Source organism: Streptococcus sp. 27098_8_74 (genome assembly GCF_041431705.1).
GTDB lineage: Bacteria > Bacillota > Bacilli > Lactobacillales > Streptococcaceae > Streptococcus > Streptococcus salivarius_E.
Genome location: NZ_JAPVYF010000018.1, coordinates 22,263 through 43,887, shown reverse-complemented (window position 1 = coordinate 43,887; position 21,625 = coordinate 22,263). Strand labels below are relative to the sequence as shown.

Below are 21,625 nucleotides of genomic sequence, written 5' to 3'. Positions count from 1 at the left end.
GCTATGATAAACTACTACTAACAAGAAAATTGTTAGATTTGAGGTTAATATGAAACAAGAAACACTAATGAAAAATATAAACGAGTTGCTTGAGATTATGCCTTGGTATGTTAAGGAATATTATCAAGCAAAGCTCGTTATTCCATATAGCTATAAGACACTGTATGAGTACTTAAAAGAATACAGACGATTTTTTGAATGGTTGATTAGCGATCATGGGAAATTGGGTGAAACCAGACGATATGCAGATTATGATACGATTGCCGATGTTCATATTGATGAGCTGGCTCATTTACCAAAGTCTATTATCGAAGCTTATTTTGTCTATCTTCGTGAAAATACTGAGCGTCGTTCTATCTCTGAAGTCAGCATTGTTCGGACTAAGGATGCTCTCTCAAGTTTGTTTAAGTATCTTACTCAAGAAACTGAGGATGATGAGGGTGAGCCTTATTTTTACCGAAATGTCATGGTTAAGGTCAAAATCAAGAAACCTAAAGATACCTTGGCTAGTCGTGCTGATAACATGAAAGAAAAACTCTTTTTAAATGATACACAGTCTTTCTTGGACTATATCGATAATGAACATGAAAAGAAAATCTCTAAACGTGCCCAGGTATCCTTTGTCAAAAATAAAGAGCGTGATCTTGCTGTCATAGCACTTCTACTCTCTACTGGAGTCCGGTTATCTGAATTAGTGAACCTAGATATGCAAGATGTCAATCTAGCCACAAGAACAATTACAGTTATTCGAAAAGGTGGGAAAAAGGACGTTGTAAATATAGCTCCATTCGGCATACCTTATATCGAGCGTTATTTAGAAATTAGGAAGGGACGCTACTCAGCTAGTGATTCAGATAAAGCATTCTTCTTAACGACTCAGAATAAAGTGCCTGCAAGGCTTGGCACACGTTCTGTCGAGCTTTTGGTGAAGAAGTTATCTACCGCCTATGGTAAGCCTACTACTCCTCACAAACTGCGACACACCCTTGCGACACGTCTATATGAGCAAACAAAAGACAGTCTCCTGGTCTCCCAACAATTAGGACATAAGGGGACTGCAATGGTAGAGGTTTATGCACACGTAGCTGCAGAGACGACTAAGGAAGCATTGAGTGACTTGTAGTTTATTGTCACTTCTATTTTAGCTGTACACGATACATAGTACAATATATATATGTATAGGCTTAAGAGTGTTAGAAAGTAAATAGTTAAAAAGCAACAACCACATAATATAGGTTGCTGCTTTTTTTAGTGAATATGATTTTCCAAAAGCTGAATTTGAAGGATATTGTCGAGTTGGACTAATCTATACCCTTCACTAGTTTTTATTGATATTTCCTTACGAGACAGTTCTCTCACTTCGCCAAATAAAGTAACTTTTTTATCAAGATGTTTGATAGTGAACTGCCCTTTAAGTTGGTTGGCATAGAGTTGAGAAAGTAATAAGAGTTTCTGAGGCTTACTTAAGTCTGTTGAGAAGTCAACACGATTTTTAGCAGCATGTAATGATGAGGTATGCTCGGACAGAAAGAACCCCATCCACTTCTGCATCCCAGGGTCCTGATATTCTCTTGCTGCTTGAAATGGTAAATAGGAACGATCAATCATTTTAAACCATCCAATCCTCCAGCTGAATGTCCTCCGATGAGATTACTTCTGGCAATACTCCTCGATGCACTATCAAGTGCATTAGCTTTTAGCAGAGAGGTAAAACCAAATTGGTCTCTGATAGAATCTATTGCTGTCTGGAGCCTTTCTTCTTTTTCGATTTGTTCGACATCATCGAACAGTGAGATTAAACCAAAAGATTCATCTACAAAACCAGAATAATTAACCGCTACACTTCGGATTGCTCCTGAAGTGTATTTATTATGGAATAACTTCAGGACATAATTTGTCAGCACGTCAGTGTTATTCGTTGGTTCAATTTTCATTTGAGTATTGATAGAGCGTTTGTTTTCTTGCTTAGAGTAGCCAAGGTGTATAGAAACAACAGTCGCTTTTTTGCCTATCTTTCTCAGTCGGATAGCAACTTGCTCGGCCATCTCTCTAAGGACAATTTCAATATCTCGTTGTCTAAAATAGTCTCTAGGAAGAACCTGGGAGTTGCCTAGACCTTTTGATTTTGGTTTATAAGGTTTATGAACGTTACTTTCATCAATACCATTAGCATGAAACCATAATCGAAGACCAGTTACTCCTAATTCTTTCTTCAAGATATCTGGGTTAGCATTTGCCAAGTCTTTGATTGAGTAGATACCTAACGTGTTGAAGCGTTTCTCCATTCTTTTACCGATACCCCAGAAATCTGTCATGTTTGGAATAGACCATACCTTCTGCTCCACGTCCTCATAAGACCAATTAGCTCTCATGGTTGGTGTTTTCTTTGCTTCATTATCAAGGGCAAGTTTAGCAAGTAAGGGGTTAGCGTTGGACATACCAACGGTTGAATAGATGCCAGTTTGTCTCCAGATGTCTCTCTGGATCCTCGCAGAAATAAGGTCGAGTTTTTGTTTTCGTGACAACTGTTTTTCTGGCACGAAGTAATTAAGAGAACTAGACAGGTCAATAAAACCCTCGTCTATAGAATAAGGGTAAATATCGTTAGGACTACCATAGTTTTGAAAAATGCCTTGAATTTCCATATTAACTGAGATATATTCGTCCATTCTGGGAGGAACGATGAAAGTCACTTTTGCCCAATCTTCAATGAATCGCACGTATTCTGGATCTGTTCTCAGTCCTTGTCTCTTGGCATTGTAATACGAGAACCTTCTTGTTTGAACATCAAAAGGGAGGTCGTATGCTCTTCCAACATTTGATTTTCCAAACACTTTCTTAAATATCGGTGAAGAAGCAAGGATAAGACCTGCAGAGTTATCAGCTCTACTCATAACACATAAAGAAGTCTTTAAAGGATGTAGTCCTCTCTCAACACATTCGACGCTAGCATAAAAAGACTTCATATCGATAAAAGCGATATCGCTTCTTGGCTCTCTTGAATAATCAAAATATCCCATGTGCCACCTCTTTTGTTAGTTTATAAGCTAACAAAAGTATAGACTATTTTGGTGAGGTTTTCAAGTGATACAGTGTTGCCAATAGCTTTGATAGTAAAAAAACACCAATAGCTGCAATTGGCGTTTTCAGTAGTCTTCTAATTCTTTTTAAAATAGAGTATAGAGTTATAAGCAACTTATTCAGAACTTTCTGTTGCTGACGACTCGGTAGTAGTATTAGAGTTGTTTCCCCCATTGTTATTATCTAGGACATAGGCACCCAAGAGTGAATTATAACCATTTTCATCAATATGGCTATGATATTCAGGATTCAACATCGTTTCTTTTGATGATTCGGTAACTCCAGGATCTTGTTGTTGTGCAGGTGTTGTTGGGGCACTTCCAGCTACCGTTTTGGTGTTACTCTGAGCTGATTCACTAACAGTTGCTTGAGTAGAGCTTGAACTAGATGATGATGGTTTCGTAGAGGATGGGATTTCCGTTTTTGAGGAGTTTTTGCTTGTGCTATCATCTTTAATCTCAATTAACTTCTCATATATCTTTTGCGTCAAAGCATTTTGTTGTGATGCCGTTAATGATGCTGCGACACGAATAACAACCGTTCCATAAACATAGTGTGAACCAGGGTTGATAACAGTTGGCAGACCATCGAATGCACTTAAATAGACATTTCGTTTTTGGGCATCTTCAGCCGTTTTATAGACCTCAACACATCCACCTGCATCTGTACCTTTTGCTACTAAATCAGCACCAGCAACTGGATTAGTTACTTGATTGTCTGAGAAATAAACTGCTGCCGTATAACTTCCTTGCTTGTTTAAACCTTGATTTGGATCATTATCCTCTGTAGCTGATTGAACATCTGAAATCGTATCAATTTCCTTAAGACGACTTTCCACAAATGTATTGGAAGGATTGGTAATTTGTTTTAACTGCTTAACACTTGTTGAATACTTCTGGTTTTTATCTTTAAGATGTTTTATTTCTGTCGAGTAGTTAATTGATTTTTTTAGTGATTTAACTTGTTTATTGATGTCGCTTGTTTTCTTTTTGATTTTAGGAATTACTTGCTTCTTCTTTTCAGCGGTTGAGACTTCGTTTTTTAGTTCAACCGTCAGATTTTCGTCTAAGGGCTTATCTTTACTACTAAGTAGTTTCTTAGACACTTTAATTGTTTCCTCTAAGCTACTGTTTTCTTTTTGAATTTTAGCTGTCACTTCATTAAATGACTGTACCGCTCTTTGATGTGGTGAAATTGCAAGTACATAGTACCCTACACCAAAACATAATAGTACGATAAGAGAAATTATGGCACTTTTCTTTGTATCAATTTTTTTCATAAAATCAAATTTCATTTTCAATCTCCAAAAAACAAGTCTTCAGGATCCCAAATAGCTATCAGGGATTTACTATTAATTATTCCGTTTTATTATACTTAAATGTTCTAACATTTTAAAGTGGTCTTTTGATTATTATTCAAGAAAATTACTGGAGTTTAGAAGTTAAGGATACTATTCATCAACAATACTAAATAAATATTTTCTCTTTTTTGAAGTTAAGAGTATAAGGTAATTCAATGTATTAAGAAATAATTCATTCTTACTGAGGTAAAATTAGGATTCAATACAAAAGAAAAACGCTGACTTCAAGCGTTTTTTCTTTTTGGGCTCTATAATTTCTGTAGTGGGTAAAACCACTGTAGAGATTATAGAGCTTTTTGAGTATACACAAAAAAAACCATAAGAACTATAATGAAAAGCGATCAAACCATCATTAGGAAGAACTTATGAGACTTATTAAGAATACCACAGAATTAATTGGAATTAAAGACCAACATATCAAAATTTCACTTGTTTTTGAAAAAGATACTCACATCGAGATTCAAGCAAAACTCGATTACCCTGCACCATCATGTCCTCACTGCCAAGGAAAGATGATCAAATACGACTTTCAAAAGCCTTCTAAAATTCCTCTTCTCGAGCAAGCGGGAACCCCATCTCTACTACGTCTGAAGAAGCGCCGTTTTCAATGTAAAAGTTGTAGGCGAGTCACGGTAGCTGAGACATCAATCGTTGAGAAAAATTGCCAGATCTCAAATCTAGTCCGTCAAAAAGTTGCACAACTCCTAACAGAGAAGGTGTCACTAACGGATATTGCCAGAAGACTCCGTGTATCAACGTCCACTGTCTATCGTAAGCTTGACCAGTTTACTTTCAAAGAACATTATGACAAACTTCCAAGGGTTATGTCCTGGGATGAGTTTGGTTTCAAGAAAGGGAAATTGGCCTTTCTTGCTCAGAACTATGAGACAAACAAACTCATAACCATCCTTGATAATCGTCGCCAAACTACTATCCGAAACTACTTTTTGAAGTATCTATTGAAAGTCCGACAACAGGTATACTTTATCACGATAGATATGTCTGGAGCCTATATCCCACTAGCCAAAAAACTTTTTCCCAATGCTAAAATCGTTCTTGATCGTTTCCACATTATCCAGCACCTTGGACGTGCCTTTTTAAAGACAAGAATTGCTATTATGAACCAGTTTGATAAGAAGTCACTACCCTATCTAGCCTTGAAAAATCACTGGCGTCTCTTTCAAAAGGATAGCCGTAAGCTATCTCTCAACTCTTTTTACTCAAAGACCTTCCGCCAAACTTTAGTACCACATGAAGTCGTTGAGAAAACACTGGACTTTTCAGGAGAGCTCACCGACTACTATACTCTTTACCAGCTTTTACTTTTCCACTTTCAGGAGAAGAGAGTAGGTGAGTTTTTTGAGTTGATAGAGGAGAACATGAGCAAGGTCAATCGCTACTTTCAGACGGTCTTTAGGACTTTTCTTAGACACAAGCAATACATCAAAAACGCACTAGAAACTGACTATTCAAATGCAAAACTTGAAGCAACTAACAAGTTGATCAAAGACATCAAACGGTTGGGATTCGGTTTTAGAAACTTCATTAACTTTAAGAAACGTGTCTTCATCACTCTGAACATACATAAAAAGAGGATCTATCCGGTCCTCTCAAGATGTTAGCTTTTCGTTACCCACTACAGTTGACAAAGAGCCAAAAAATGGCAATTCAATTGAATGCCATTTTTTAATATTTTATATAGACCTTAACTTATCTCGTTTTATATAAAAAATTATTGATATAAGTACCAAAACAAAAGAAATAAAAAGAATAGCTACTAATGGTTCAATCTCAATCGAATCAATTGGGTAATTTCCTATCCATTCGAAAGGGGATAATTTTCTAATAGGTCTAGATATATCCAAAGTTTCCCCAAATAACATCATGAATACACAAAATCCATAATATATCCAAATTGTATTTATCAATCTAGGGGCTACAGCTATTAATAATGATGAAATTGAAATAAATAACCCAAAAGTTGGTACAAACATAAGTGAAGCTTTGGTAACCATATAGTAAGATAATCCTTCAGGCAAAGTAGAGTTTCCAGTTAACCAAAAGAAAAGTGCAAATAGTATTTGAACAATTAAAGTTTGAATGACTCCAATAAAAATTAAATTCAAAAGAGGAAAAGCCTTCCCAATTTTTTTTGATAGAACTATTTCCAATCTACCAGACTTCTCTTCCGAGACTGAATATAACATTGTTATAATAACGGGAATTAAAGAAATCGCACTCATTAAAGGAAAAATAGTAGCTATAAATTGTTTAATAGAATCAGTATTTGAGCTCTGTAAAGCCAAATATGAGATAGAGCTCATAAAGCTGTCAATATCACTTAGCAGATACCCATATGAACCTGCTAATACAACAATAAAGATAGTCCAAAAAACAAATCCTGTTGTTAACAATTTCAAAATTAACCCAGTTGGAGTAGTTAGCAAAAAACTATTATTTTCTTTCTTCCGTTTGTTCTTGAAGATATAATCACCCATATCACGTTTCAAATATAGATATAGGGAAACAACAAAAATAAAAATTGATAAAATTAAAAGTAAAATGAAATAAAGATAGTTATTACCTGTGAATGCTCTTGACTTCAAGACCCAGCCTAAAGGAGAAAAAAACGAAAGGTTGTTTTTATTTAAATCACCAATTGCACGGATTAAATACGAGAGTCCCAAAACCATAAATGATGAACTATACACGTTTCTAGACGAGTCAAATAAATTTGAAAATAAAACTGATATACTTGCAAAAAATACGCCCGTACTTGAAATTATAGCGCTAAATAACAACGATCCTTTTAAACTAATTCCATCAATATTAAGTAAGAGAAGTCCAAATCCGATAGTAATAAATGACAAAAAATTTATAAAAAATATAACAAGGAATAATGAGGCATAATCTGTCAGTTTTCCAAATGGATAAGATTTTATAATTTCTAATCTACCAGTTTCTTCCTCACTTCTTGTATTTCTTGTAACTAAAATAATATTAAAAATGGCAGAAACAATTGAAGTAAATAAAATAGTCTGATTTACTAATAATGCACCTAAAGTAAAATTACCTTCATCCTTATAGACCGGTCCTAAAATTGCTACCATTGCGGGATTATTCATTGAGTTTGCACCAATCTCTCGCTCAACTGCACTGGGGTACAATTCTGAAAATGAGCTTGCTTGAGACAACACAAGAAATGTTACAATAAAAAGATATGCTAACAAATATAGTCTCTCTTTTTTTAGTAAAAATCTAATATATAAAATCGTATTATTAAAAAGTCTACTCATAGCTTACCTTTCATGCTTCATGATAATAGTATTCAAACAGCTCTTCTAAACTCAATGGATTAATCTTTATGTCTTCCGTATGGTACAATGAAATTATTTTTAAAACTTCCGTCAAAGATTCAGTATCAACTTGAAATTTCAATTTTTTAGTATTATTATCTTGTAAAAGATTATATATTTTTCCAGCATTTTTTAGAGTATCAATTGAGATATCGGAAATTAACTCAATATTTGTTCTAGAAATATGCCTTAAATCAGTTAATGTACCTGTTTCAATAATTTCACCTTTCCGAATTATACTGACTCTATCACATAGTTCTTCTACTTCAGATAAAATATGACTTGATAAAAGAATAGTCTTACCAGCTTCCTTTTCTTCTCGAAGGCATTTTTTGAATACAGATTCCATCAAAGGATCTAAACCAGATGTAGGTTCATCAAAAATTAACAATTCTGCATCTGATGCAAATGCTGCAATTAATGCAACTTTTTGTCGATTTCCTTTAGAATAGCTTCGACACTTCTTAGAAGTATCAAGATTAAATATTTTTATGTAGTAATCCCTTCTTTTTTTATCTATTTTTCCATTAAAACCTAAAAGCATATTAATAACTTGAATACCTGTTAGATTATTCCATAGGTTCACATCTCCTGGCACATAAGCTATTTTTGAATGTACTTTTACACTATCTTTCCAAGCATCATAGCCAAATATTTTTATACTTCCCTTGTTTGCTTTATATATACCTAGTATCGTCCTAATTGTAGTTGATTTCCCTGCACCGTTTGGTCCAATAAAACCATGTACTTCACCTTTTTTTAGCTCTAAATTAATTTTATTTAAAGCCAAAAAGTCTCCAAATTTCTTTTCAACATTGGTTAATTTTAAAACAATCATTAATCTCTCCAAATTAAATTCTTAATCCACCATCAACATTTAAAAAACATCCACTACAGTATGAGGCAGCATCACTGGCAAGAAAAAGAACAGCCTGTGCAATCTCATCAGGAGTACCGATTCTACTCAACGGTATCATATCAATATTTTTATTTAATATTTTAGAAGGGACTCCACTTATCATATCAGTTTGAACAATGCCTGGTATGACAGAATTAACTCTAATTCCATATTTTCCCAACTCTTTTGAGAGAGCTCTCGTTAATCCATTAAGTGCAGATTTAGAAGCTGAATAATTGGATTGCCCTATAGTCCCCCGCTCACTTGCTATAGAGGAGATATTAACAATATTTCCATCTTTTTGTTCTATCATAAAAGGTATGACCTCCCGTAGAAGGTAAAATGGTCCATTTAAGTTTACATTAATAACACTTAACCATTGCTCATCGGTCATATTTTGTATAAAACTGTCATTAATTATTCCAGCATTATTAATAACAATATCTATTCTTTTAAATTTTTCTATAACCTTTTTTATAGTTTGCTTTACTTGACTATGGATACTAATATCACATTCAAAAAGATATAATTGATTTGGAAATTTATCTGATAACTTTTTCAAATCACTAGAGCTAATATTTCTTGAGAACGAAACGACCGTGCATCTTTTTTCAAGCATCATTCGAACACAAGACAATCCAATACCGGAACTACCACCCGAAATTATCGCAATTTTATTCTTTAACATTTAGTCTCCATCTAATTAGTCAATAAAATCATTCTTATCGCACCATTTAATAAGTAAACCTCCCCAAGCATATCCTGCACCATAGGAAGCTAATATAATAAGATTATTCGGTAAAACTTTACCGACTTCGACTGCTTCGGCAAGTGTAATTGGAACAGATCCGCCACCAGTATTAGCATATTTATGAATTGTTGTATGAGTCATTTCCATAGGTAATTTCAATTTCTTCATACCATACTTAATAATATTTATATTTGCTTGATGTGGTATAATCCAATCTAAATCCTCAAGATTATAATCACTGTCATTTACCAAATCTTTGACAATTTTTGGAAAAATATATGTCCCAAATTTCCAAACTGCCTTATTATCCATACTTTGCTTAATTTTATTTTCCGAAATAGTTTTAATATTATAAGGGATTCTTGAACCTCCAGTAGAAACAATTTTATCTACGCCGGATTCTCCATCTGCACCTAATAAGGAAGTGATAATTCCCTTTCCTTCTCTACATTTCCTAAGTACTACTGCTCCGACACCATCTCCAAAGAAAACAGATACTTCTCTATTGCTTATATCCACAAATTTAGAGTAAATCTCACCAGATACAACAAGAACATTCTTATACATTCCAGACTTAATAAACTGTTGACCGACAACTAGAGAATAACAGCTCCCCGGACATCCACCTAAATTCATATCAAATGCTGCTGCATTTTTTGCACCTAATTTTTTTTGTAAAATTGCTGCGGTTGTAGGAACACGATGATCTTGATTTACTGCACAAACAATAATTAAATCTATATCTTCAATTTTTAATTCTGCATCGGCTATAGCCTTAATTGCAGCATTGTACGATATATCGGACATAGCTTCATCTTCAGCTGCAAAACGCCGTTCCTTAATACCTATCTTTTCTTCTAACCATTCCTCAGTTGTATCAACATATTTAACAAATTCTTTATTCGTTACTACTCTTTTGGGAAGATAGTAACCTACTCCTGCTATACCAACACTGTACATACTTTCTCCTTCACTTACTATACTTGTAAAAACCTTGCCCAGTCTTTTTTCCTAGTATTCCTAAATCTACTAATTGGCGTAATAGCACATGAGCATTGAACTTTGATTCTTTATAATTAGAATATAAAGAATCAAGAATGCGAAGTGAAGTATCTAAGCCAATTTCATCAGCAAGTTTAAGTGGGCCTATCGGGTGATTTAAACCTAACATTGCAATCTTATCAATTGTCTCTGCATCAGCTACTCCTTCAGATAAGATTTTCACTGCCTCATTTATATAAACAGCTAATAGTCTACTTGAGACAAAACCAGGAGAATCTTTTATAATTAATGGTGTCTTATCTAAGCTTTTAACAAATTCTTGCAGTTTAACCAAAGTAACTTCTGTCGTTTCCAAAGTTTTAATTATTTCAACTAATTCCATTTGAGGAACAGGGGACATAAAATGGAGACCGGCCACCTTCCCATAATGGTTAGGACAATTACCTTGTAATTTAGAAATTGAAATCGTGGAAGTATTTGAAACTATTAAGGTATTTTCTGAACATATTGAATCAACTTTTGATAAGAGTTTGATCTTTTGAGTTAAATCTTCTGTTATTGTCTCAATGATTATATCACAGTGTCTAAGCTCCTCAATATTGATTGTAATAGACAGTTGGTGCAAATAGTTTTCTTTTTGCTCCTCAGTAATTTTACCTTGTAAAACCTTTTTTTCAAGGTAATTAATAAATCTAAAATCATTTTCATTTTTTGTAACTAAAAAAACTTCAAATCCTTTTTGTAAACAAGAATATACAATTCCTTGTCCCATCATTCCCGAACCAATAATTCCTATTGAAATTTTATCTTTTTTCATATTAACCCTCTAAAATTCTATTAAAATAGAACCCCAACTATTTCCTGCACCATAGGCAACTAGAACAACTATATCTCCACTTTTTATAAATTGATTTTTAACGGCTTCTGATAATGCAATTCCAACTGAAGAACCACCAGTATTTCCATACATATCTATATTACAGTAAGCTTTCTCAATAGGAAGTCCTAATCGAGACATCGACTCTTTAATAATATTTATATTTGCTTGATGGGGAATAATTGCATCAATATCAGTTATCGAGTATCCATTTCTCTCTACTAGAGTTCGAACAGAGGTTGGAAAAACTTTTGTAGCAAAATTATAAATTTTTCTTCCATCCATATTAAAATAATGACGCTTATTCTTAATTGCATCTATTGAAATCGGCTCAACTGACCCACCTGCAGGAACAAAGGCATCATAATAGCCTTCTGGATTTGTATTTAAATCAATATCAACAATTCTTCTATCTGGTGATTCAGAAGCTTGTAGCACAACCGCTGACGCACCATCACCCATGATAACTGCAGTTAATCTTTCCTCCCAGTTTATCCAACGAGAATTTAAGTCAACAGTTACAACCAAAACATTTTTACACGAGCCATCACTAATAAATTTAGAAGCAATCGCTAAAGAATATATTAATCCTGGGCATCCTCCAACCCTAATATCAAATCCAAAAGCATTTTTAGCTCCTATTTTTTTTTGAATTTGAATTGCTGTTGCTGGGCTAAGATGATCTGGTGTATTCGTAGCTAAGACAATCATATCAATTTCATCTACATTAATATTCGCATCTGAAATGGCTTCAATACTTGCTCTGTATCCCAAATCTGAGGAAACCTCTTCCTCATTTGCAATATGTCTTTGCTTAATTCCAATTTTTTGTTTAATCCATTCATCAGTTGTATCTAGAGTCTTCTCTAAATCTTTATTAGTAACTACATTTTCAGGAACATAATGACCTATACCAATGATTTTAGAATAATACATATTATCTCCTTCTATGCTCGCAAAACTACTGCAGACCAAGTTGCTCCTGCTCCTTGACCTATAACTAAAACATTATCACCTTCTTTAATTATTTGATCCTTTTTCATTCTATAATAACTCAACAACGAATCAACAGTACTTCCATCCCCAGAATTTTGTACATATCTAAAATTTGTATTTTCTAATGGAACTTCAAACTTTTTAGCCATTTTTTCAAACACCCCAAAACCAACACTAGGAAAAATCAAATGCTTGATATCTTCTAATTTTAATCCACTATTCAATATTGCTTCTAATCCAACTTTATAAAAAGTATCAACATTTATAGGTACCATTTTTTTGAGTGCTTTAAACATATTAACCATGCCATAATTGTAATCGGAAATTTCATTATTCTCGACATCTGCAGGTTTATTAACAGCTCCGATTTGCATCCTAGAAACATCATTTAAGTTTCCTTTTCCAATCACACTGTATCCTAAAATAAGATCGTTAGTACAGTCATCTGAAAGTACAGCTGCAGCTCCACCATCAGAAAACACCAACTTTCCAACTGTTCTTTGTTCATTAAGTGATGACTCCCACTTCTCAGAAGTGCATAAAAGAATATTTTTTGTACTCTTATCTGAATTTAAAAATTGTTTAGCAACAATTAATCCCATTATAAATCCAGTACATCCTTGATAAAGATCAAAAAAATATGAATTTAAAGCTCCGATTTTATCCTGAACTTCGGCTGAAACTTGCCAAATTAAATAATCATGTAAACTAGCCTGAGTATTAACGATTAAATCAATCTCTAACGGATCTAAATTTGCACTTTTTAGAGCTACTTTTGAGGCTTCAATAGCCATATCAGTTGCTGTCAATGAAGTTTCAATTGGAATACTTGTCACTCCTAGATCTTTAATTTTTTGATCATAATCTTCTTCTGAAAACAGATGTTTCAGTTCTTTTTTATTACTCGGTTCATAAACTCCAATACCTTTAATACCAATCATATCTCAATATCTTATTAAAGAAGCATACCAGGCAACACCACCTATGACAAGTTCTAAAATAAGATCTCCTTTCTTTATTTTTTTATTTTTAATTGCTTCATTTAAAAGTATATAATTATCAGCACCACCAAAATGACCTAGTGTTGCTTTAAATTCATTTGCGTTTTCTAAATTTGGCAGCCCAATCGCATTCAATATTCTTTCGTCAAAGTTTTTTTGTTGAGTAATAGCAACCATATAATTAATATCATGTTTTGAGTATCCAGTTTTCATTAATAATCTAGTGACTACTTCGTCAAATTTAATGAAAAAATTAGGCCGTATATTTTCGTAATATCTATCAATATCGGTTACAACATTGTTAAATACCCCATTCTTCCACGGTGTATTTTCATCAAATGGATTAGCCACCCCACCGAATGGAATATGTGCAATATCATGATGTTCAATATAATTATTCGTTTCAAAGCCAATATAGTTCAATTTTTCACAATTATTTTTAATAATTAATGCTTGGCTCCCTGAACTTAAAAAACTAGGCCATCCAAACCCAAATAAAACTTCTGACTCTAATACTAAAACCGTTTCAATATTGGAAGTTGAGTTTATCTGATCTACAGCAAACTCAACTGCTTGAAAGAATGCTCCACAACCACCTTTACACTCCATTGTTTGAGCATTTATCGCATTAATCTCCTCTTTAAGCCAATTACTCATCTGCCAGCTTAAATATTCATTTTTGAATACTGAGACAATTATTAAATCAATATCCTCAACATTAATATTTGCATTGTTTATAGCTTTTAAAGCTGACTTGACCGCCATTTTTTTAGGAGTATCTGATTGTGAAGGCTTAAATATTTGTGTTATACCAATTTTATTGTAGGATTCTATTGGAAGGTTAATTTCATTTACAAGATCAAGTGTGTCAATTTTTTCTTTTGGGAAATACAATCCAATTCCAGCAACCCCTATTTTCTTTTCGATATATGTCATAAAATCACTTTCTAATGATAAAAGATTCGATATTAGGATCAAGCCCTATTGATAATACCAACATTAAGGAATTATTCTTTATTTCCTCATTATTAATAAAGCTATCTAAGAGGTCAATAACACCTAGACTTCCCAAATACCCTTTTTGGGATAATGAAGAAATAATATTAATATTTTGAGGAATAATTTCTCTCAAAGTATCTATTATATTATGAGTCGGTGCAGCAATTCCTAGATAATCTATGCTATTAATATCAATATTAACTCTATTTAAAATCAAATCAATAAGCTCCAAACAGACTTCTTGATACAAAGTCTGTATGCCTTCAAAGTGATCATTATTAATAATTTCTAATTTAAATAATTTATTTTTTATGGTATCTTCAGTAATATCTTCATTGCTTCCACCATATTTAAAACCTAGAATGGTATTAAACTCTGATAAATTTCGTGACTCAATCGTTAAAATCTCATTTCTATCACCTTTATCACTTAGGATAACTGTTCCTGCTCCATTACCTAATATGGTATTACCAATAATAAAATTTTTACTATGATATTTCCAATTTAGTGACGTACATACTGCACTATACTTTATATCGGTGTTACTTTCTAATTGATTGTAAACTAATCGAATAAGCTCCATCGTTCCATTAAATCCTTTAAAGAAATCATTAGCATGAATCGCACCATCAGCTTCAGGATTTAATTTTTTTATTATTGTTTTAGAAGTATCCATATATAAATAATCACTGATTCCTTCAGAAATGAATACTAATTGGTCTAATGCTTTTGCATCTAAATTTTTATGTCTTAAAGCATTTTCCGTTGCAGCTTTCCCCATTTCAGAAACAGTATCCATAATTGATGGGTACTTGATGGACATAATTCCAGCTTTTTGACCAACTAATTGTACATCCCTACATTTCTCAAAGTCATCAACTTTTATGCTAGACTCAGGATAAAAGGTCCCTACCGAATAAATATAAATTTTAATCCCCTCCTTGCTTTCATGTATCTCATTTTGTAAAATTACCATAGTCAATTCTCTTATACTGAAAATATACGTTTTCCGACTACTACACTATTGTAATTTTCACCAGATAGTTGATATAGTTAATAACTATTAATATTCCTTTTTTATGTGATAAAAAAGGAAGGGATCCCTTCCTAAAACTAAAATTTGTTCAAGTACCTAAAACCCCATTTCCATTGTATCACATTCACTTTGAAAATCTAACAAGAATCTTATAAAAGCATAATACTACTAAAACAAAAATAATAACAATTATTGAATTTTTAATTATATATTAAATTCTCAATTACTACTTATCAAAAAATTTAAAACTGTTTTATTAAAATCAGAAACTTCTTGATGTACTGCATGACCAGATTTTTCAAAAATAAATTTCTGACAATTAATTCTTTCAGCAAGTTCATTAGAAAATTCTACTGGGATAACTTGATCTAATTTAGCACCTATGACCAGAGTTTTAGATTGAATTTTATCTAATTTATCAAAAACATCAAATTTTAAGCACGATCTAGCTAAAATAATAAACCTATCAAGCTGATTTAATTTTGGCTTAAATATAATTCGTACTAATATAGATAACCACTTATTTTTTGCTATATATCTTTTTGAATAAACAGTTTCAAGCATATTTTTTTGCAGTTCTTGTAACTCACCATTTTCAGCTAGAACAATCCATCTATCTATGACGTTGTTTTGTGTAGGATTATTTCTTGATGTAGTTGCCACTAAAACTAGTTTTTCAACAATGTCAGGATAATTTATAGCTAATAGTTGTGCAATCATCCCCCCTTGAGATACCCCTACAACATCTACTTTATCTATATTCAACTTTTTTATACAATAAACAATTTCTTCCACCATATCACTTATCTCGTAACTCTCATTGATATGTTCTTTATGATCAAATATAAAAACTTTATAGTCTCTCAAAAAAATTCTATAGAAAAAAGCAAGTTGTAAAGCTTTTCCTTTTATTCGCTCGATATTCAAACCTGGTATCAATAATAAATTCTTGTTTCCATAACCAAATGAAACATAATTGATTATATCATCATCATATAATTTAATTTGACAATTTTTTGGAAAAAACATAATATATACCTCTCTTAATTAATTACTTATGCAATCAATTATACTATATTCATACATCTAATTAATAAAAATATCACATTTCATGATAAATGAGTACTAGCAGAGATACATTTCCCTTCAGATTCACCCCCCTTCACTTAACCATCTATTGTTGCTTAGATTTATCAAAAACAACCAAATTTGTATCAATTTCAAATATCACTTAGTTACAAAAATTTGAGGGAAACAGAAAAAGCATCTCGTATTTTGTATACGAAATGCTTTCAAAAAATGTAAATAAGTTTTAACGTTTACTAAGTTATGATGCTTTATGAGCCTTTTTCAAGACTGGTTTAAAACATAACATTTTCAGTTGAACTAAAAACAGCACTACATCAGGAATTTTAAGAACGGTATCTACTAATGAATTTCATAAAATTTGAATCAATATTTTTTAAATAGGGAAATTTCTTAATTCATAACTTTCATTCACACCATACCCCTACTTATCCTAATAAAGTTTGGAGCATTAGAATAACAATGATAATGAGCAACGTACTTAGAGTTACCACATTCGTCGAAAGTTCCACTTCTCCTTTTCCTTGATTAGCAATCATTGGGAGTACAGCTAGGGCCGGGGTGGTAGACTGAATCTTAAATGTCTTAAATTCCAATGTTACCATATTTGGTGAAAAAAACTTCAATACAAGGAGCATGATAAATCTTCTTTTGTTCTTGTTCTTGTTGCTCAAATAGATTTCTGTATGATAATCAAATTTTCTTAAAAGACCATGTTTTTCCATAAAACTAGCTATTTTTTCAAATGAATGTGGTTCTGTGTCAAAACTTCCAATATGTAAAATCTGAACTGTTTTGCCTCCTTCTACTTTATCAAAAATGATTTCATCATATAATTTATTAGGCTTTTTTCTCTCTAACACTCTTGATAGCTAAATCAAAAATCTCTTGTAATAAAATCTGGCTGTTTAATCATAATTACATATTTCAATTTATTTTTATCTATATTCGTCTTTTTAAATAACATTTTTAAACCATATGCTAATGTAAACAATGCCGAAACTCTATCTGAAAAATCAGTTAAATTGGCATACCAATACCAGCTATCAATAACATCATACTTTCTGATACACCAATTATTCCCATTAGAATTCTAACTCGATTTATAAAAGCTTCATATGTTATCCTTAGCTAGTCCCATATTTATTGTGCAGGTCTCAAGGTTGCGGCTACTGTTCTAATAGAACTTTGTGTAAGTTCATCTTGTCTTTCTTCATCTGTGATTGCACGAGGTTTTGGAAAGTTCTCGATAGGCTTTTCATGTTCTTTAGCTTGTTTTATAGCCTGTTCCATCCGTTGGTGCTGAGCTTCTGGGCCCCAGTCTTTTTCTGCAGCAATCTCAGAGACCATAAAGGCACTATATCGATATGCCTCTGGAACAATCGTCTGGATTTGTTCTTTAGTGAAGCGGTCTCCCTCACTATAATCGACGACATCCCAAATTAGTCCGCCATTACTATCTTCTCGTGCTGCAAGGAAGTGTTCGCATCCAATAGGATTTGAGAGATTGATCATAAAGAGTTCTTCAGACCATTCTCCAGTCATTACAGCATCAATGAATGTTTTATATTCATCGTCCGAGGCAAAATTTAGATGCCCTTCTTTTTCAGCTTTTTGAGCTTCACATAATACCTCAAATCGTTCCTGGTATAGTGAGAAATTGTACTGCTTCAAAAAACTTGCTTGTTCCGTTGTTAAAATATTTTTCTTCATTGTGATTACCTCTTATTCTAAGTTAAATGTCAGTGTTACTTTAGTCAATGGGATGTGTTTAAGCCCCCAAAAGCCAGATTTCAGCAACACTTTGAACATACCAGCTACATTCCCCTCTGTATCTTGTCTAAACTTTTCATCTCTGATTTCCGTAAGACCTTTAAATTCATGAGAAATACTACTAGCAATGGATGAACGCATCGACTCTTTGATATTGTCTACGGTGTCAAATCGTCCTCTGATATTTGCATTGTGTCTATCATCAAAAATGATTTTATTGATCTGCCCTTTGCTGAAGTTTCTTAAGGCAATAGCTACAACATAAGGAAGTGCAATCCCCAATGTAACTAGTGGGTGTGTCAGAATATCAAAGACAATACCTTTTAGAGTGGTGATAAGTACGATATAAGCCAATGCACCTATCAATTTAAAGTAATTAACTGACATCGTAAATTTATTTTTTCGATTAGCTAATAACAAACCAATACATACATAAACTACCAGTAATACCAGGGCGACAATATGAATCGTCTTTGTTGAAACGTTGAGAATATTGTTTGCTAATAACAGAACTGAAGTGGCTGTTATAAATATGATTTCAAGGAAATAAATACTTTCAGCAAACCATTTCATCAGTAACATGAACATTAATTTATTATTTTTCAAAAAGACACCTTCTTTCTACTTATATGGTCTTGTCTTGATTTCATAAGTCCATAGTTATATAAATTATCAGTCCTCATATAAGCAACAACTTCCTTCCTAGTTCGTTTTAAAGTACTTTCTAATTATAGGAAAACAAATATCTATTTGTAACCTAGTGACACCTCCTAAAAAAACACAACTCTTGTGAGCTGTGTTTTTAGGGAATTATGAATTTAGAATAGGGAAAAGGAATTTTAAGAAGTGGGTGCTATCTTAGTACTCTTTACTACGTTTAGAGAAACCAAGCATGCCAAGTGCAGTAGCTAGAATAACTGCTCCTGCAGTAGCAATAGCCGAAGTTGATTTTTCACCAGTGTTAGGAAGAACTTTAATAGCTTGTTGTTGGACAGGCACTTCTTCTACTGGAGTTACTGGGGTAGAAGTAGGTCCGCCAGACTCTCCTACTGGTGCTGCTGGTGGTGTATCGAATGAAACAAGATTTGATTTATAGGCATTACCAAAATCAATCTGATAGAAATCATTTTCTACAGTAGTACCTGCAGGGACTTGCAATGTAGCAGGGAGATTAACTGTTACATTATTGTTTTTTAGAATGTAGTCTTGGTAATAATCAACTGGATTTTTGGCTACCCAGAGATAGAATTCACCAGTTGGGTTAAGACCAGATTCATTTAGGATCTTGTTGATGGCATCAGTACGTCCTTCATCCGAAAGTACGTGATACATATCAAAGAGTTCTTTGACATCGTTGTTTTTGCTATCGACAATAGTAATAGCATCTTCATCTACAGTGAAGGCACCATCTTGCACATCATCAAGGAGTGCAAATTTAAGTGCTTGTTTAGATGCAGCCATATCTTTGTATGGGCTATAGTCAGTCGTCAAATGGAAGGTTACTTTATCATCGTCAGTAGTCTTACCGTCGATGTCATTTCCTTTTGAGTCCGTAACAGACTTATGTGGTTTTGGAGCCGTTGGTGTCTTGTTAGTGACAGTATCAGAGAAGGTTTCGTAACCATTACGACCAGCTTTATAAGTATTATCGTAGAAACCGTTATCGTCAGTTGCTACAAACTTGATTGTAGGTGCTTCTAGAGTTTTACCTTCATATTTAGCCGTAAATGTGTAGGTCTTAGAAGCATCATCATAGTCAACGTTCCAACCTTTAGCCTCATTTTCAGCTTTGTTGGCTTCGATGTTAGGAACTTCTCCAAATTCAAGAGGATCACGAGTTGTTACGGTATCGCCAACTTTTGCATTGGCAAAAATGTTTCCATTATTCAAAACGTACGTAAGTTCATCACTTTTCGGAATCATCTTACCATTAACATTTTCGCCGTCGCTGTTGAGGACAGTTTTAGTTACAGTTGGTTGATAATTCATACTGTAGTCATGGTAGCTTACAGATGGAATTTCTGGTTTAACAGGCTCATTAACCTTTTTAACTGTAGCTGATGGAACCACGTTTGGATTAGTGAAATCAAGACTCAACTGACCATGAGTATTGATAATCCAGTTATCATCAATGTTAAGAATTGGGATAATACCAGTAGTTTCGCCTGGTTTCAAGACATAGGACTTGTTAAGTGCAATACTACGATTGATATCTTCCGCAAAGCTAGAGTTACCATCATGGTTTACTGAGTAGATTTCTTCTCCGTCTGTGTAAACGTGGTAGTTAAGATTTTGGTTAACACCAGTATTCAGACGGTTACTTGTATAAGCATAGTTCCACAAATCGAGACTATTAAGTGTTACGGTTGTCGAACCGTCTCCGTTAGCTGCAGACGTGAAATTAACCTTACCATTAAGGGTACCTGTACCCAAAACACCCAAGCTATCATTAGCTGAGTCATTCATATCATGAGTAAATGAGAAGGTACCGTCCGGATTAACACTACCGTTTTGAACAGAGTTCCCATAAGTCAGCTGGTCAACATTTTGTGTTGTTACTCGTCCGTCAACATTAACGTTAGCATTATCCTTCATAGCAGCATAATCTTTGTTAAATTTGTCGATGGTTTCTTTGTTTGACGCAATCTGCTTATTAACCTGTTCAGTATAGGTGTTGTAATCACCTACATTTTTACCATCCCCACTTGAGATTTCAGTAGCTTCAGCTTTAATAAGTCCATTACTATCTTTAACCGCTTTGTCTACTTGAGTTTCAAGTGTGTCGTGAGCTTTGTCAGCTGCATCATAGGCTGATTGGCGTCCAGATGCGTCCTGGGTAGCTTGTTTGATTGTAGCTACTTGTTCATTTTGGTCGGCCTTGATTTCAGCTTGCTTTGTTGCGAGTTCTTCGCTTGTAGTCGCAGTACCCTTGTCTTGGGTAGTATCTTGTGTCACTTTTACACCGCTATCTTTGGCAGTAGCAACTGTATCTGTGACGGCTGTGTTGTCGATAGTTACCTTTTCAGCTTCCGTAGATGTATTAGCCTTTTCAGCGTAAGCATTATTATCATTAGTGCTTACTGGTTGTGTAGTGGCTACTTCTGCTACTGTTTCAGTAGGTTGTGAAACAGTAGTGTTTGTTGCAGTCGCTGTGGTTGTTGGAGTAGAGACATCTGAAGTTGCAACAGCTGTAGCTTGTGACATAAGACTGTCTGCGTTTGCTTGTGAGGTAGCAACTGGTTCTGAATTTACAGGAGCTTCAGTTACTTCATCTGCGGATGCTTGGGAAGTTCCCCCAACGATTGCTGCAGCTCCAAGTGCAAGTACACCTACAGCTCCATAGACTTTATTTTTACGAATAGAGCCATGTCCTTTCGTGTTATTTGAGTCTTTAAACATTTTCAATAAT

17 protein-coding genes and 2 pseudogenes are annotated in these 21,625 nt (G+C 33.6%); 2 read left to right on the top strand and 17 right to left on the bottom strand.

Annotated features, from left to right (window positions below):
- Window positions 1-49 precede the first annotated feature (49 nt).
- Window positions 50-1,123, top strand: coding sequence for a tyrosine recombinase XerS (gene xerS / locus O3670_RS08070; protein WP_371595986.1), 1,074 nt, complete (start codon window positions 50-52; stop codon window positions 1,121-1,123).
- Window positions 1,124-1,248: 125 nt separating this feature from the next.
- Here the strand turns inward: xerS and O3670_RS08065 are convergent, their stop codons facing one another.
- The 3 genes from O3670_RS08065 to O3670_RS08055 form a co-directional block, all read right to left on the bottom strand.
- Window positions 1,249-1,608, bottom strand: coding sequence for a hypothetical protein (locus O3670_RS08065; protein ID WP_371595985.1), 360 nt, complete (start codon window positions 1,606-1,608; stop codon window positions 1,249-1,251).
- The gene (locus tag O3670_RS08060; RefSeq protein WP_371595984.1) at window positions 1,605-3,020 is read right to left on the bottom strand and encodes a Y-family DNA polymerase; all 1,416 of its coding nucleotides are present in this window, start codon (window positions 3,018-3,020) and stop codon (window positions 1,605-1,607) included. Before O3670_RS08060 ends, O3670_RS08065 begins: the two co-directional genes overlap by 4 nt.
- Window positions 3,021-3,196: 176 nt before the next feature.
- Window positions 3,197-4,186, bottom strand: coding sequence for a hypothetical protein (locus O3670_RS08055; protein ID WP_371595983.1), 990 nt, complete (start codon window positions 4,184-4,186; stop codon window positions 3,197-3,199).
- 620 nt (window positions 4,187-4,806) lie between these two features.
- Here O3670_RS08055 and O3670_RS08050 point away from each other — a divergent pair.
- Window positions 4,807-6,053: pseudogene (locus O3670_RS08050) on the top strand (ISL3 family transposase); the annotation flags it as partial.
- Window positions 6,054-6,135: 82 nt separating this feature from the next.
- Here O3670_RS08050 and O3670_RS08045 read toward each other — a convergent pair.
- The 14 genes and pseudogenes from O3670_RS08045 to O3670_RS07980 all read right to left on the bottom strand — a co-directional run bounded on the left by O3670_RS08045 (window position 6,136) and on the right by O3670_RS07980 (window position 21,615).
- Window positions 6,136-7,671, bottom strand: coding sequence for an ABC transporter permease (locus tag O3670_RS08045; protein WP_371595982.1), 1,536 nt, complete (start codon window positions 7,669-7,671; stop codon window positions 6,136-6,138).
- Window positions 7,672-7,747: 76 nt separating this feature from the next.
- Window positions 7,748-8,635 carry an ABC transporter ATP-binding protein gene (locus tag O3670_RS08040; RefSeq protein ID WP_371595981.1) on the bottom strand — a complete coding sequence of 296 codons (888 nt, stop codon included), beginning with the start codon at window positions 8,633-8,635 and terminating at the stop codon, window positions 7,748-7,750.
- Between the two features lie 13 nt (window positions 8,636-8,648).
- Entirely contained in the window at window positions 8,649-9,383 is a 735-nt protein-coding gene (locus tag O3670_RS08035; protein WP_371595980.1) for an SDR family NAD(P)-dependent oxidoreductase, read from the bottom strand.
- Window positions 9,384-9,398: 15 nt separating this feature from the next.
- A complete protein-coding gene (locus O3670_RS08030) occupies window positions 9,399-10,406 on the bottom strand; it encodes a 3-oxoacyl-ACP synthase III family protein (protein ID WP_371595979.1) in 1,008 nt (335 codons plus the stop codon).
- Window positions 10,407-10,416: 10 nt separating this feature from the next.
- Window positions 10,417-11,265: a 3-hydroxyacyl-CoA dehydrogenase family protein gene (locus O3670_RS08025; RefSeq protein WP_371595978.1), complete on the bottom strand. Its 849-nt coding sequence runs from the start codon at window positions 11,263-11,265 to the stop codon at window positions 10,417-10,419.
- A 9-nt stretch (window positions 11,266-11,274) separates the two neighbouring features.
- Complete coding sequence (locus O3670_RS08020) at window positions 11,275-12,261, bottom strand: 3-oxoacyl-ACP synthase III family protein (protein ID WP_371595977.1); 987 nt, start codon at window positions 12,259-12,261, stop codon at window positions 11,275-11,277.
- A gap of 11 nt (window positions 12,262-12,272) precedes the next feature.
- The gene (locus O3670_RS08015) at window positions 12,273-13,262 is read right to left on the bottom strand and encodes a 3-oxoacyl-ACP synthase III family protein (RefSeq protein ID WP_371595976.1); all 990 of its coding nucleotides are present in this window, start codon (window positions 13,260-13,262) and stop codon (window positions 12,273-12,275) included.
- Between the two features lie 3 nt (window positions 13,263-13,265).
- Window positions 13,266-14,258: a 3-oxoacyl-[acyl-carrier-protein] synthase III C-terminal domain-containing protein gene (locus O3670_RS08010; protein ID WP_371595975.1), complete on the bottom strand. Its 993-nt coding sequence runs from the start codon at window positions 14,256-14,258 to the stop codon at window positions 13,266-13,268.
- 4 nt (window positions 14,259-14,262) lie between these two features.
- Entirely contained in the window at window positions 14,263-15,297 is a 1,035-nt protein-coding gene (locus O3670_RS08005) for a hypothetical protein (RefSeq protein WP_371595974.1), read from the bottom strand.
- 279 nt (window positions 15,298-15,576) lie between these two features.
- Window positions 15,577-16,386, bottom strand: coding sequence for an alpha/beta fold hydrolase (locus O3670_RS08000; protein WP_371595973.1), 810 nt, complete (start codon window positions 16,384-16,386; stop codon window positions 15,577-15,579).
- A gap of 485 nt (window positions 16,387-16,871) precedes the next feature.
- A pseudogene (locus O3670_RS07995) lies at window positions 16,872-17,228 on the bottom strand (AEC family transporter); the annotation flags it as partial.
- Between the two features lie 358 nt (window positions 17,229-17,586).
- Window positions 17,587-18,156: a hypothetical protein gene (locus O3670_RS07990; RefSeq protein WP_371595972.1), complete on the bottom strand. Its 570-nt coding sequence runs from the start codon at window positions 18,154-18,156 to the stop codon at window positions 17,587-17,589.
- 12 nt (window positions 18,157-18,168) lie between these two features.
- On the bottom strand, window positions 18,169-18,822 hold the full coding sequence (locus tag O3670_RS07985) for a hypothetical protein (RefSeq protein WP_002887254.1): 654 nt from the start codon (window positions 18,820-18,822) through the stop codon (window positions 18,169-18,171).
- Window positions 18,823-19,074: 252 nt separating this feature from the next.
- Complete coding sequence (locus O3670_RS07980) at window positions 19,075-21,615, bottom strand: SspB-related isopeptide-forming adhesin (RefSeq protein ID WP_371595971.1); 2,541 nt, start codon at window positions 21,613-21,615, stop codon at window positions 19,075-19,077.
- Window positions 21,616-21,625 lie beyond the last annotated feature (10 nt).